Consider the following 13,789-nt stretch of genomic DNA (forward strand, 5'->3'; position numbering starts at 1 on the left):
AGAGCCCTTACCGGGACGGTGCGTTGGGAAACCGCAAAGGGTGTTCGGGGGCGTGCTCGTCGTTCCGTCCGGTGCCGGCCGACGGCGCTACTGTCGCGGGATCTCGACCTCGGCGCGGATCGCCCGCATGATCGGGGCGACATCGGCGGCGGTGAAGCCGAGTTTGGTGCTGGTGCCGTCGGCCTTGGTGATGAGGGTGACGCCGGCCGCGGTGGTCGGAGTGAACCAGGAGCAGGTGGAGACCGCTGTGGCGAGCATGTCGGTCTGGAGGAGGACGGTGTTGCAGATCGCCCGGCCGCCGTGCGGGCCTGGCTTGGCGTCGATGGCGCTGGTGGTGGTCCGGTCGCCGGCGCCGTCGTCGTGGACCGCCGGGAGCTGGTTGAGGATGTCGTGCAGGTGGTCGGGCTGGAAGCCGCTGCCGGTGACCCCCGTGTAGAAGATCCATGCGCCGTCCGCCCGGTCGTCGTAGTAGGCGCGTACCGGTGTGCCGGACACGTCGAGACGCGCGGCGTTCTTCCGGGTGTCGTCGTTGAACCTCCGCACCATGTCCGCCGGTGGCTGACCCTGCGGATAGCCGGCCGCGACCTGCGGGGCACTGAGCGCCCACGAGCTGCTGTTGTTCCCGCTGTTCCCGCTGTTCCCGTTGTTCCCGTTGTCCCCGCTGTTCCCGTGGGTGCCGCCGTCGGAGGGCCCGCTCCGGGCAGTGGGGGCGGCAGGGCCGTTGGACGAGTCGGCGGAAGGGCCGCAGGCCGACACCAGGGGCAGTCCCAGCAGGGCGCAGACCACGGCCAGCGCGACAGTGGGCCGACCGGGACGCGGGGCGGACGACACTCGAACGCGCTTCGGAACGGAACTGGCCATGTGCGGCCTCCTTGTGAACGGGACATGACCGGGCTTCGGGCATGCCTGTGCCAGGGCGGATGCCGGCCGAAGCCCTCGGGATATCGGTGAGTCTCGCAGCTGTACGGCCGCGAGGCAGCCCCGTTGCACAGCAGTGCTTAACCCCCCTCGACAGCGGGACTGGCGGTGCGTCGGTACAGTCCGTGGCACATCCCCTGACACGGAGGAGGGCGGCGCGCATGGACCTCGACCCCAGGCGCCTGCTGGTCCTGAGCGCGATAGCGCGGAGCGGCGGCCTCGCTCCGGCGGCACGCGTGCTCGGCCATACGCGGTCGGCGGTTTCGCAGCAACTGGCAAGCCTGGAACGAGAAGTGGGCCTGCCACTGGTCGACCGTTCGGGCCCACGGCTGGAACTCACCGCGGCCGGCCGGATGCTCGCCGCCACCGGGGACCGCATCAGTCAGGAGCTCGCCGCCGCGGCACAGCAGTTGGGCTCCGTGAACCAGCAGGCCGTCCAGGGGCCGGTGGCGGTCGGGGCCACGTCGTGGGTGCTTGCCCGGATCGCGGTCCGGGCGCTGCGGCTGCTGGCCAGGTCGCATCCGCGGGTCGAACCGAGGTTCGTGGAGGCCGGGCTGCAGGACGGCCTGCGGCAGCTGCGGCTGGGCGAGCTGGACGTCCTGGTCCTCACCGACGACCGGGACACCGCGCTGCCGCTGCCGCCCTCGGTGCGGGCGCAGGTGCTGAGCGAGGACTACTACCGCGTGGTCGTCCCGGCCACCTGGGACGTGCCGACCGCCGCCGCCGGACTCTCCGGCCGTCCGTGGATCAGCGCCCCCGCGCACTCCGCTCGTGGCCGTGCCTTCGCCCGGTTCGCGGGCGTCCACGGGGTCGTGCCGTCGGTCGAGCACCTGGCCGACCACATGATCGCCGTCCAGACGCTGCTGGCCGGGCAGCTCGGGGCCGCGGTCCTGCCGGCGCATTTCGCGGCCCAGTTGGAGCAGGTGACGGTGACGACGCTGCCCGTCACCGGCAGCCAGATCACGCGGACGCTCTACCGCACCGGCCACGGCGGCACCGTCGCGGCCGCCCGGGTGGTGGCCGACGCCTTGCAGCAGGCGGCCCGTGACCACGCCGAGGCGGCGACCGTCGCCGGACACACGAGGGGCGACATCATCGTCCGTACGCTGCACGATCCCACCGAGGTACCTCCGCCTACGCCTTCTCGTCGCACGCCGGGCAGGCCGTAGACGTATTGCCCTGCGAGGGCGAGGGCGTGTCCGCCAACCGAGCGCGAGGCCCACGAACGCCGCCCACTCGCCCTGACCGACCCGCAGCCCCGGTCCGGCACCCGCGGTCTTCGGGTCCCGTACGGCACCCGTACCGGACCCGTACAGGCGGCGAGCTGGGTGAGGGCGGCGGTCTTGCCGATGCCGGGCTCGCCCCACAGGAGTACCGGCAGATCGGCGGCCACGGCCAGCGTCAGCGCCTCCAACTGCATGTCGGGGCGGGGTTCGGTGGTGGTGGAGCGCAGCAGGGCCGTGAGCTCGCCGGCGATGTCGAGCTGGGAGGTACGGTCCCGGTCGGAGGGCGCTTCGGGCATGACGAAAGGGGCGCGTACAGGCATGACTGATCACCTTTGGGTTCGTGGTGAGCGTGAAAGGGTCGGGGGACCGGGTCAGCGGCGGACCGCGTGGCGCGGGTGCGAGCGGCGGTGACCGGGGCGGCGGCGGTACGGGTGGAGGCGGTCGGGTCCTTCGGCCAGACCCGCCCGGAACAGCCCGTAGGTGATCCGCCGCCGCGCGGCCGCCTCCAGCTCGTCCCGCAGCTCGCCGCTGCGCAGCAGTGCGCCGGGGCCCAGCAGACCCTCGACGACGGCCAGCGCACCGGCGATGTCGCCGTGGTCGAGGCGTTCGCGTACGCCGGTGAGACAGTCCGGACGGCGGTGCGCCTCGTCGATGGCCTGGAGGCAGGGAAGCGGGGTGCCGGTCAGTGCGACCAGCAGTTCCTCCCGGCGGATCTCGGCAGGGTCGTGGTCCAGTGGGGCCAGCACCCCGTCGACCAGGCCGATCCGGTGCCGGGCGCCCCGGCATTCCACGAGGCGCGGCTGTCCCGCCAGGTCCGGAGGCCGTGCCGGACCGGCCGGCGAATGATCCGGTGCCAGAGCCGCGACGACCAGCGGATGCAGCCGGCCGGCCTCGATCGAACCGGTACGGATCAGATCGAGGTCGGGCAGCACCCAGGTCGCCGCGTCGGGCAGGACCGGCAGCGCGGAGGCGCCACCGTCCGTGGCCGTGACCGCGGACGCGATCCGTAGCGCGGACGGCCCCCAGCCGTTCCCGTTCCCGTCCGCGACGAGGTCCAGGAGCAGCCGGTGCCGGGCCCCGAACCGCACGGCGACGGTATCGGCGGCCCGCCCCTCGGCCCGGAGCAGGATCCCCGCCTCGTCCGCCCACCGGTCGACGGCGCAGCGGCGCGCGGGCGGCACCATCCCCAGCACATCCGGCGGCAGTGCGGGACGGCCGTCGGAGGGTGGCGGGCCGGCGGGCGGCCCGGCGGCCCCGGACCGGATCCGCAGCTCGTCGGCCCTGCGCGCGTCCCACAGATGGCGGTGCAGGTCGAGGCGGAACCGAGGGTTCGGACGGTGGTGCGGATGGCGGCGGGCGGCGGTCCCCCACCAGGTGCACCGGGCGCACGCCGTCGGGCCCCTCGGTGTCGTACCGGGCCAGAGCGATCGTCAGGCCCGGACGCAGCAGCCCGCGAGGAGCGATCCTCGGCAGGTGCCAGCGCAACAGATCAGGAGCCAGATGGCGCAGATCGTCCCGGATCCGGGACGCGAGTTCCCGGCCGTGGGTGCGTGCCACGGACCGTGGGTTGAGATCGACATCGAGGCCTGCGGCGGCGCACGCTCCTGCCCAGTCGCCGGCATGCCGACGGGCGGTCGCGGTCTCGATCATGGGCGGCACGGCGAACTCCCGCACGCGCAGCCAGAAGGAAAGGCGGGAATCCCTGTTCGCGGCCTGAGTGAGCATCAGCACTCACCTTGCGCGGACGGGTCCCCCGATCTGATATCGGAGTGAGTTGTCATCGCGGGGCAGAGTAGCTCCTCATCTCCCGATCGGCCAGGTCTTTCCGCCGGGAACGCCTCGGGCTCCGACAGCGGACGTCGGATCGAATCGATCTTTATCGTGACCTGCGTGCATGCTTCAATGCATGTGCAGGAAAGAGCGGATTGTGTGAACTATTCGGGGAGGGGCGCCATGGCCGAATCGGATCGTCGGCTGGTGCAGACCGCGGTCATCGGGAGCGCCGCATCGGGCCTGGGCATCGTTCTGCCGCAAGAGGCCGACGAGCTCCGGCGTCTGCGTCGGCGGCATCCGACGTACAGCTACTGGTGCGGCACCCAGCTCGGTGGCTGCGGCAACAAGTTGTCCGACCGGCTCTACGTGGACAAGGTCTGCCACTTCGCCCACGCACCGAATACGTCCTGCCGGCGCAAGGCCAATGGCGCGAACAGTGCGGACCACCTCTTCATCAAGCAGGACCTCGCCCGCTGGGCCCGCGGGAGCGGTGTCGACGCGCGGGCGGTGCTGCGTGATCTGGGTACGGGTCCGGGTGACGCCGTCGACTTCCGGGTCCGTGACAGCCGGCAGCGGGTGCGCTTCCAGTTCCGGAGGCTGACGCACCCCGAATGGCGTTCCGCGCACGAGGAGTTGGAGCGCGACGCGGCAAGCCTGGACTGGGTTTTCGGGCCGGGTTCCGCCCACCCGGAGACCATGGCGGAGATGTACGGGACGTTCGGCCACGTACTCCGCTTCCGTTTCGGGACGGAGGGGGTGGAGCGGCGTATCCGGATCAGGGCGGAGGGGGCGCGGAGCAGCACCGACTGGGTGCCGCTCGACGCCTGCGCGATGACGCCCGAGGGCCTGCGGGTTCCCGGCGTGGAGAGGTGGAGGCGTACGAGCCGCCGCCCCGTTGCGGGGACGGCTCCGGGGCCTGCGGTGGACCGGCCGGTGCCGCAGCCCCCGCGGGACGGTACGGCCCCTGCTCAAGCGTCCGTTGCTCCCCGGCGCGGCTCTTCGGCGGACGCTCCCGATCGGCGGGCCGGCCCGCGTACCAGCCCGCTCGTGCGGAAGGTCCAGCGCCTGGTGGAGGAGCTGAACGCGCTGGCGGCACCGGCGGAGGCCGACATACGGATGAAGGCCGAGCGGCTGGACCGCGAGGCGGCGGCGTGGGCTGTGCGGTACGGGCGGCTGACGAGCCCGGACTTCTGGTCCGGCAAGGCCACGAAGGTCGCGGCCCAGGGGGATTCGCTCGCGGGCCGGCTGGAGAAGCTGGCTCAGCACCTGAAATGACGCGCCCGGGAGGCCTGGTCAGGCGGGATTCGAGCCGAACGGTGGCCGCTCGCCGGTGAGTTCCTCCGGTGTACGGCGCATGGCGACCAGGAGTGTGACGGCCGTGCCCACCACCGCCCACGCGGACAGCACCAGCAGGGGGCCGGTGACCGCGTTGCCCTTGAAGTAGGCGATCGAGCGCGCGACCCAGGTACCCGCCCCGGGCGGCAGGGCGGGACCGATGGCCCGCCAGAAGTCCGGGATCATCGGCAGCGGGTAGGCGCCGCCGGCGCTCGGGTTGCCCGCGATCACCACGATCAGGACGGCCAGGCCGATGCCGACGATGCCGGTGAGGGCCTGGAGTGCGAGGGTGATCATGCCGACCGCGAAGACGGTCAGTGCGCCCAGGCCCGACAGGCCCCAGAAGCTTCCGGGCAGGGCACCGAGGATCGGGCCGATGATGATCGCGCCGCCGATTCCGCCCACGATCGAGTACAGCGCCATGACGCCGGTCCGGATCACCGCGCGCTGACGGTTGGCGGGCTTGGAGCCCGCGCTGATCGCCAGGATCGAGGCGCAGAGGTAGCCGCCGACGCACCAGCCCACGACCAGGTAGAACGACGAGATCCCGTTGAAGTCCTGGTTGGAGGCCGGGGCCAGGTCCACGGACCGTACGGTGCGCTGCCGGGTCCGGTCGACCTCCGTGATGATCTTCGTCAGGGTGGTGGCCAGCGAGGTGCCGCCGCCGGAGGCGACCAGCACGGTGTCGGTCGTGCCCTGGGGGCTGACGACCAGGGCGCCGTCGATCCTGCGATCGAGGATCTGCTCGCGGGCGGTGGCCGCGTCGGTGACCGCGCGGGGGTCCAGCGGGCCGCCGGGGAGATTCTTCAGCTCGGTGAGGAGCTGTGCGGAAATCTGCCGGGGCGCGACGACGCCGAAGGGTACGTCCGTCGGCTTCGGTCTGTGCAACGCCCCGACGTAGGACGCGATGAACAGCAGCTGCAGTCCGAGCACACCGATGACGAGCAGTGCGGCCCGTGGAGTGACGGCGTTCTTCACCTCGTCAGCGAAAGTCATGCCCCCACGTTCCGGGGCGTCGGCCGTTCGTGCAGTCGGGGCTGGGCCGAATGGCTGACCGGAACCCTTGCCGATCACCGGTCGGGGCCGGGGGACCGTTCCGCACTCCGGATATCGTACGAATGTTCGAAACTTGGTCTATGGTGGAGAACGAGGGGGTGGTGAGTACGGATCGTTCAGGAGGTGCAGGTGCCCGGGTTCACGCATCTGCGTACCGTTTCCGGGTTCTCCCTGAGGTACGGGGCCTCGCATCCGGAGCGGCTGGCGGAGCGCGCCGCCCAGCGGGGGATGGACGCTCTGGCACTGACCGATCGCGACACGCTCGCGGGCGCGGTCCGCTTCGCCAAGGCCTGCGAGAGTGCCGGGGTGCGGCCGCTCTTCGGGGTGGAGCTCGCGGTGGGTCCCGCGGCGGCGGAGCATACGAGGGACGGCGGGCGTACGCATCGGCTGCGGACCCCGGTCCGCGGTGGCGCCTTCGTCGATGAATCCGCGCCCCGGGCCACCTTCCTCGCCCGGGACGGAGCCCGGGGCTGGGCGGAACTGTGCCGCCTCGTCACCGCCGCCCACGCCCCCGCGCCCGACGGCGCCGGACGGCCCCTGGTCGGCCGGTCCGAGCTGCCCGCCGAAGGGCTCACCGTGCTGCTCGGCCCCGCCTCCGACGTCGGCAGGGCGCTGACCGCCGGCCGTCCGGACCGGGCCGCCGCGCTGCTCGCCGGCTGGCGGGAGATCTACGGCGACGACCTGCGCCTCGAAGCCGTCCACCACGGGCGCGAAGGCACCGGACCCGGATCGCTGCGGCTCGCCGCCCGTACCGTCGGCTTCGCCGCCGAGCAGGGAGTGCGGGCCGTGCTGACCAACGCCGTCCGGTACGCCGACGCCGGGCAGGGCCCGGTCGCCGATGTGCTCGACGCGGCCCGCGGGCTGGTCCCCGTCGACCCCCGCCGCGCCCCGCTCGACAGCGAGGAGCGCTGGCTGAAGGACGCCCGCGCGATGGCGGAGACCGCCGGGCGGATCGCCTCGGCCGCCGGTCTCGGCCGGGACGCCGGGGAGCGGCTGCTCGCGGAGACCCGGCGCACCGCCGACGCCTGTGTCGTCGACCCCGAGGGCGACCTCGGCCTCGGCGCCGTCCACTTCCCCGAACCGGAGCTCGTCGGCGCCGGGCGGCGCACCGCCCAGCGGGTGCTGGCCTCCCGGGCCGCCGCCGGCATGGTGCTGCGCGGCTACGACCGCAGGCGCGACTACTGGGAGCGGATGCACCAGGAGCTGGACATCATCGCCTACCACGGTTTCGCCTCCTACTTCCTGACGGTTGCTCAGGTCGTGGATGACATAAGGGCGATGGAGGTACGGGTCGCCGCCCGGGGCTCCGGTGCGGGCTCCCTGGTCAACCATCTCCTCGGGATCGCGCACGCCGACCCGGTCGAGCACGGGCTGCTGATGGAGCGCTTCCTCTCCAGGCGCCGCTTCGTGCTGCCCGACATCGACATCGACGTGGAATCCGCCCGCAGGCTCGACGTCTACCGCGCGATCATCGGACGCTTCGGCACCGAACGGGTCGCGACCGTCGCCATGCCCGAGACCTACCGGGTGCGCCACGCCATCCGGGACGTGGGCGCCGCGCTCTCCATGGACCCGGCCGAGACCGACCGGCTCGCCAAGGCCTTCCCGCACATCCGGGCCCGCGACGCCCGTGCGGCCATGGAGGAACTGCCCGAACTGCGTGAAGTGGCACGGGAGAAGGACCGGTACGGGCGGCTCTGGGAGCTGGTGGAGGCGCTGGACGGACTGCCGCGCGGTATCGCCATGCACCCGTGCGGGGTGCTCCTCTCGGACGCCTCCCTGCTGCGCCGTACGCCCACCGTGCCCACCAGCGGCGACGGCTTCCCGATGGTGCAGTTCGACAAGGAGGACGTGGAGGACCTGGGGCTGCTCAAGCTCGATGTGCTGGGTGTGCGGATGCAGTCGGCGATGGCGCACGCGGTCACGGAGATCGGGCGGGCCTCGGGGCAGGACGTGGACCTGGACGCCGTGCCGCCGGACGACCCGGAGACGTACCGGATGATCAGGAGCGCCGAGACACTGGGCTGCTTCCAGATCGAGTCGCCGGGCCAGCGCGATCTGGTCGGCAGGCTCCAGCCGGCCGGTTTCCACGATCTGGTGGTCGACATCTCGCTGTTCCGCCCCGGGCCGGTCGCCGCCGACATGGTGCGGCCGTTCATCGAGGCCCGGCACGGCCGGGCCCCCGTGCGCTACCCGCACCCCGATCTGGAAGGGCCGCTGCGCGAGACGTACGGAGTGGTCGTCTTCCACGAGCAGATCATCGAGATGGTCGACATCATGACCGGCTGCGGCCGGGACGAGGCCGACCGGGTCCGGCGCGGGCTCTCCGACCCCGACTCGCAGGGCCGGATCAAGGTGTGGTTCGCGCAGCGGGCGGCGGAGAGGAAGTACGGCGCCGAAGTGATCGCCCGGACCTGGGAGATCATCGAGGCGTTCGGCAGTTACGGCTTCTGCAAGGCGCACGCGGTCGCCTTCGCCGTGCCGACGTACCAGTCGGCGTGGCTCAAGGCGCACCACCCGGCGGCCTTCTACGCCGGGCTGCTCACCCATGACCCCGGGATGTACCCGAAGCGGCTGCTGCTCGCGGACGCGCGGCGGCGCGGGGTGCCGGTGCTGGCGCTGGACGTGAACCGGTCGGCGGCCGCCCATCGAATCGAACTGGTGTCTGACGATGGGGGAGGGAAGGGCATCTGGGGGGTGCGGCTCGCACTCTCGGACGTCCATGGCATCAGCGAGGCCGAGGTCGCCCGGATCGAGGCCGGGCAGCCCTACACTTCGCTGCTGGACTTCTGGCAGCGGGCCAGGCCGGGCAGGCCGGCCGCCGAACGGCTGGCCCGGGTGGGCGCGTTGGACGCGTTCGGCACCAACCGGCGCGATCTGCTGCTGCACCTGTCCGAACTGCACCGCGCCCAGCGGGGCACGGGCTCCGGCGCCTCCGGCGCGCAGCTCCCCCTCGGCGGCGGGCACCGGACCGGCTCCATCGGCCTGCCCGACCTCAACGAAGCGGAACGGCTCAGCGCCGAGCTGGGCGTCCTGAGCATGGATGTCTCCCGCCATCTGATGGACGATCACCACGCCTTCCTGAAGGAGCTCGGCGCGGTCTCCGCCAAGCGGCTGCGCGAGGCACGGCACGGGGACACCGTGCTGGTCGCGGGCGCCAAGGCGGCCACCCAGACCCCGCCGGTCCGCTCCGGCCGCCGGGTCGTCTTCACCACCCTGGACGACGGTACGGGCCTGGTCGACCTGGCCTTCTTCGACGACAGCCACGCCGCCTGCGCGCACACCGTCTTCCACTCCTGGCTGCTGCTGGTGCGCGGAGTGGTGCAGCGACGCGGACCGCGGAGCCTGAGCGTGGTCGGCGCGGCCGCCTGGAACCTGGCGGAACTGGCCGAACTGCGGCGTACCGGCGGACTCGACGCGGTCGCGGACCGGCTGGCGGCGGAACCCCCGTCCGAGGGACCCCCGTCCGGTGACGGTGACGGCGGCCGCCGCATCCAGCTGCCGACGGGGTACGAGATGAACCCCTGGTCCGACCTCCAGCCGCCCGGTGAAGGCATCGCCACCGGCAGGAAGCTGTGGCACCAGAGCCCGGGGAGCGCGGGATGAGCACCGCACCCGATGCGCCGGGAATCCTGTACCTGCGGTTCCGCAAGCTCGGCGGCGGCCTCCCGGACAGCGCCGGTTACGAGGGGCTGCTCGCCCTGCTCGGCGCGTTCACCCCGGTGGTCGAGGCGGTTCCGCCCGACGGAGCGCTCGCCGATGTGCGCGGCGCGCTGCGCTACTTCGGGCAGGACGTGAAGGGGCTGGCCTCGGTGATCCGGATCCGCGCGCTCGCCCTGCACGGCGTGGACTGCGCGATCGGGGCGGCGGAGAACCCGATGCTGGCCCGGACGGCGGCACGGCAGGCCGCGCCCGGGACGACCTTCGTGGTGCCCGGGGGCGGGGGAGCGGAGTTCCTCGCGGACCGGCCGGCCGCGGCCCTGGACGGTGTCGGGGCGGCAACGGCCCGCACCCTGTGCGGGTACGGGCTCGACTCCGTCGGCCGGATCGCGGCGGCCCCGCTCGGCACCCTCCAGCGGATCACCGGCGTACGGACCGGCCGCGAACTGTGGGAGCGGGCGCGCGGCATCGACCGCACGGCGGTCGTGCCGGGCGCCGCCCCCCGGTCGATCGCCGCCGAACGGTCCTTCCCGCGCGACGAGCTGGACCGGGAACGGCAGCGCCGCGCACTCATGTCGCTCACCGAGGAGCTGGGGGCCAGGATGCGCGGGGACGGGCAGGTCTGCCGCGGCCTCGCGGTCTCCGTGCGCTACGCCGACCGCACCGGATACTCGACGCTGACCCGCAGCCGTACGCTCCGGGAGCCCACCGCCCACTCCGCGGCGCTCACCGCCCTCGCGTACCGGATCCATGACTCGTTCGCCCTGCAACGGGCCCGGGTGCGGGGGATCGGGCTGCGCGCCGAGGGGCTGACGGACCGCGAGCGGGCCACGCACCAGCTGTCCTTCGACCCGGTGGACGAGCGGGCGCGCCGGATCGAGGCGGTGGCGGACCGGCTGCGGGCCAGGTACGGCCCACGGGCCGTGATGCCGGGGCGGCTCGCGGCCTGACCGCGCTTCCGGCCACGCCCCCGGTCCCGCCTCTGGCCCCGCCCGATTGATGGGCCGTCACTTTTTACCGACGCGTAACTTCCCACGCCACCCTACTCGCGCGTAATTTGACACCGGAACACGGAAGAATCAGCAGTCGGAACTTGTGGTCCGGGCCGCAGGATGTACAGACATCGCAACTCCCTTGAGCCGCAAGGAGACCACACGATGCTGCCCTGGACACGTGCGCCGCGTACCCCACGTGCGCGGAGGACCCTCGCCGCACTGCTCCTCGCCGTCGCCGCAGCCGCCACCCCCACGGCCGCTGCCGCTGCAGCCACCCCCACCGCCGCCATGGCCACCTCCCGTGGCTGGAACGACTACTCCTGCAAGCCGTCCGCAGCCCATCCCCGCCCCGTCGTCCTGGTCCATGGAACCTTCGGGAACTCGATCGACAACTGGCTGGTCCTCGCCCCCTATCTCGTCGACCGGGGCTACTGCGTCTACTCGCTCGACTACGGGCAACTGCCCGGTGTGCCGGTCTTCAACGGCCTCGGCCCGGTCGACAGGTCGGCCGGACAGCTCGCCGCGTTCGTCGACAGGGTGCTCGCCGCCACCGGCGCCGGCAAGGCCGACCTCGTGGGCCACTCCCAGGGCGGCATGATGCCGAACTACTACCTGAAGTTCCTCGGCGGGGCCGCCGAGGTGAACGCCATGATCGGGCTCGCCCCCGACAACCACGGCACCACCCTGCTCGGTCTGACGAAGCTGCTGCCGTACTTCCCGGGAGCGGTGGACCTGCTGAACGCCAACACACCCGGTCTCGCCGACCAGGTGGCGGGCTCCCCGTTCATCACCAAGCTCAACTCGGTCCCCGACACCGTGCCCGGAGTGCACTACACCGTCATCGCGACCAGGTACGACGAGGTCGTGACCCCGTACCGCACGCAGTTCCTGGACGGGCCGGACGTGCACAACGTCCTGCTCCAGGACCTGTGCCCGGTCGACCTCTCCGAGCACGTGGCGATCGGCACCGTCGACCGGATCGCCTACCACGAGGTGGCGAACGCCCTGGACCCGGCGCACGCCACCCCCACCACCTGCGCCTCGGCCGTCGGGTAGGGGAAGCGGCGGTACGAGGGGTCCGGGCATCCCGGCCGAGGGATCCCTCGTACCCGACGGGTCCCTCGTACCGATGATCCCTCGTACCGATGATCCCTCGTACGGAGCGGCACGGCTGTCGGTGGTGGCTGGCACGATCTACCCATGACGACGATCGACTGGGACTCCGCAGCCGACTCCTTCGACGAGGAACCCGACCACGGGCTGCTCGACCCGGTGGTCCGGCACGCCTGGGCGCAGCGATTGGAGAGCTGGCTGCCCGGCGAGCGCTCCGAGGTGCTCGACCTGGGGTGCGGCACCGGGAGCCTGGCCCTGCTCGTCGCCGGGCAGGGGCACCGGGTCACCGCCGTCGACCGCTCCCCGCGCATGGTGGAGCAGGCACGGGCCAAGCTCGCCGGGACGGGCACCGCGGTGTTCACCGGCGACGCGGCCCGACCGCCGGTCGGCAATCAGCGGTTCGACGTGATCATGGCCAGACATGTGGTGTGGCTGCTGCCCGACCCGGCGGCGGCCCTGCGCCACTGGTTCACCCTGCTGCGGCCGGGCGGCCGGCTGATCCTGGTCGAAGGCGTCTGGGGCGGCATCGGTCTCTCCGCCGAGCGGCTGACCGGACTGCTCTCGGAACTCACCGAACGCATCCACCACGAGCGGCTCTCCGACGATCCGAACCTGTGGGGCAAGCGGGTCGAGGACGAGCGCTACGCCCTGGTGGCCCGCGCCCAACCGCCGCACCGGCACACCGAGGTCGTCGATGTGCATCTGATCCTCCGCCGCGGACCCGAGGTCCTGCTCGCCCGCCGGGCCGGTACGGGGTACGCGGACGGGCTGTTCAACGGCCCGTCCGGACATGTCGAGGACGGCGAGGACGTCCGCGAGGCGATGATCCGGGAGGCCGCCGAGGAGATCGGCGTCGAACTCGGCCCGGACGAGCTGCGGGTCGCCCTGGTCATGCAGCACCGCGGTCCCGGCGGCAGGCCCAGGACCGGCTGGTTCTTCGAGGCGGAGTACGACCCCGGCCGCGAGCCGTACAACCGTGAGCCGGAGAAGTGCTCCGAGCTGGCCTGGTTCCCGCTGGACGCCCTCCCGGACGACATCGTCGCCTACTGCCGGGCGGGGCTGGACGGTTACCGGGCGGGGGAACACTTCCTCATCCACTGGCACGAGGACGGCGACACCGTGGCGTACCAGCCGCACGGCGTCCGCCGCGCCGTCCCGCTGCCGGCCGGCGGGGCCGGCACCGGCGCGGTGCATCACATCGAGCTGTGGGTGCCCGATCTGGCGGTGGCCGAGCGGGGGTGGGGCTGGCTGCTCGGCGAGCTGGGCCATGCCCCGTACCAGCGCTGGGAACACGGGCGGAGCTGGCGGCGCGGCGACAGCTACGTGGTGGTCGAGCAGTCGCCCGATCTGACTCCGGGGCCGCACGACCGGCACCGCCCCGGGCTCAACCACCTCGCGTTCCACGTCCGGGACCGGGCCACCCTCGACGGCCTGGTGGCAAGGGCCCCGGAGCACGGCTGGCGGCCGCTCTTCGAGGACCGCTACCCGCACGCGGGCGGCGACGGGCACATCGCCGCCTATCTGGAGGACGCCGCGGGGTACGAGGTGGAGCTGGTCGCCGGAGTCCGGCAGGCCCGCCCGGCGCCGGAGGAACCGGCGCCGTACACCGATGTGTGGGAGTGGCGCCGGGACCGGGCGTACTGACCACGGGCGGCGCGGCCCCGTTCCCTCCGGCCCGTCGGACGTGTTGGCCGGTCGGGCCGGTCGGACGCG

Annotated in this window: 8 protein-coding genes and 2 pseudogenes; 6 read left to right on the forward strand and 4 right to left on the reverse strand. The window is 72.7% G+C overall.

Annotated features, from left to right (window positions below; all coding sequences use genetic code 11):
• Positions 1-87: 87 nt before the first annotated feature.
• Positions 88-861: a hypothetical protein gene (locus tag OG520_RS31655; protein WP_406015403.1), complete on the reverse strand. Its 774-nt coding sequence runs from the start codon at positions 859-861 to the stop codon at positions 88-90.
• 218 nt (positions 862-1,079) lie between these two features.
• Here OG520_RS31655 and OG520_RS31660 point away from each other — a divergent pair, with 218 nt between their 5' ends.
• A complete protein-coding gene (locus OG520_RS31660; RefSeq protein ID WP_406015404.1) occupies positions 1,080-2,087 on the forward strand; it encodes a LysR family transcriptional regulator in 1,008 nt (335 codons plus the stop codon).
• A gap of 149 nt (positions 2,088-2,236) precedes the next feature.
• Here the strand turns inward: OG520_RS31660 and OG520_RS31665 are convergent.
• Positions 2,237-2,464: pseudogene (locus OG520_RS31665) on the reverse strand (AAA family ATPase); the annotation flags it as partial.
• A gap of 51 nt (positions 2,465-2,515) precedes the next feature.
• Positions 2,516-3,869: pseudogene (locus tag OG520_RS31670) on the reverse strand (hypothetical protein).
• A gap of 228 nt (positions 3,870-4,097) precedes the next feature.
• Here OG520_RS31670 and OG520_RS31675 point away from each other — a divergent pair.
• Positions 4,098-5,192 (forward strand): hypothetical protein, encoded by a 1,095-nt coding sequence (locus OG520_RS31675; protein WP_406015405.1) that lies wholly within the window; start codon positions 4,098-4,100, stop codon positions 5,190-5,192.
• Positions 5,193-5,210: 18 nt separating this feature from the next.
• On the opposite strand, the gene OG520_RS31680 is transcribed toward OG520_RS31675, so the two are convergent.
• Complete coding sequence (locus OG520_RS31680; RefSeq protein ID WP_399330227.1) at positions 5,211-6,248, reverse strand: DUF3533 domain-containing protein; 1,038 nt, start codon at positions 6,246-6,248, stop codon at positions 5,211-5,213.
• 189 nt (positions 6,249-6,437) lie between these two features.
• Here OG520_RS31680 and OG520_RS31685 point away from each other — a divergent pair, with 189 nt between their 5' ends.
• The 4 genes from OG520_RS31685 (at position 6,438) to OG520_RS31700 (ending at position 13,720) form a co-directional block, all read left to right on the forward strand.
• Positions 6,438-9,914 carry a DNA polymerase III subunit alpha gene (locus OG520_RS31685; RefSeq protein WP_406015406.1) on the forward strand — a complete coding sequence of 1,159 codons (3,477 nt, stop codon included), beginning with the start codon at positions 6,438-6,440 and terminating at the stop codon, positions 9,912-9,914.
• Complete coding sequence (locus tag OG520_RS31690) at positions 9,911-10,918, forward strand: DNA polymerase thumb domain-containing protein (RefSeq protein ID WP_399330223.1); 1,008 nt, start codon at positions 9,911-9,913, stop codon at positions 10,916-10,918. Before OG520_RS31685 ends, OG520_RS31690 begins: the two co-directional genes overlap by 4 nt.
• A 207-nt stretch (positions 10,919-11,125) precedes the next feature.
• Positions 11,126-12,019 (forward strand): esterase/lipase family protein, encoded by an 894-nt coding sequence (locus tag OG520_RS31695; RefSeq protein WP_406015407.1) that lies wholly within the window; start codon positions 11,126-11,128, stop codon positions 12,017-12,019.
• Positions 12,020-12,163: 144 nt separating this feature from the next.
• On the forward strand, positions 12,164-13,720 hold the full coding sequence (locus OG520_RS31700; RefSeq protein WP_406015408.1) for a trifunctional class I SAM-dependent methyltransferase/NUDIX hydrolase/VOC family protein: 1,557 nt from the start codon (positions 12,164-12,166) through the stop codon (positions 13,718-13,720).
• The last annotated feature ends 69 nt before the right edge of the window (positions 13,721-13,789 follow it).

Origin of the sequence: Streptomyces sp. NBC_00984 (genome assembly GCF_045162475.1) — a bacterium.
Taxonomy (GTDB): Bacteria; Actinomycetota; Actinomycetes; order Streptomycetales; family Streptomycetaceae; genus Streptomyces.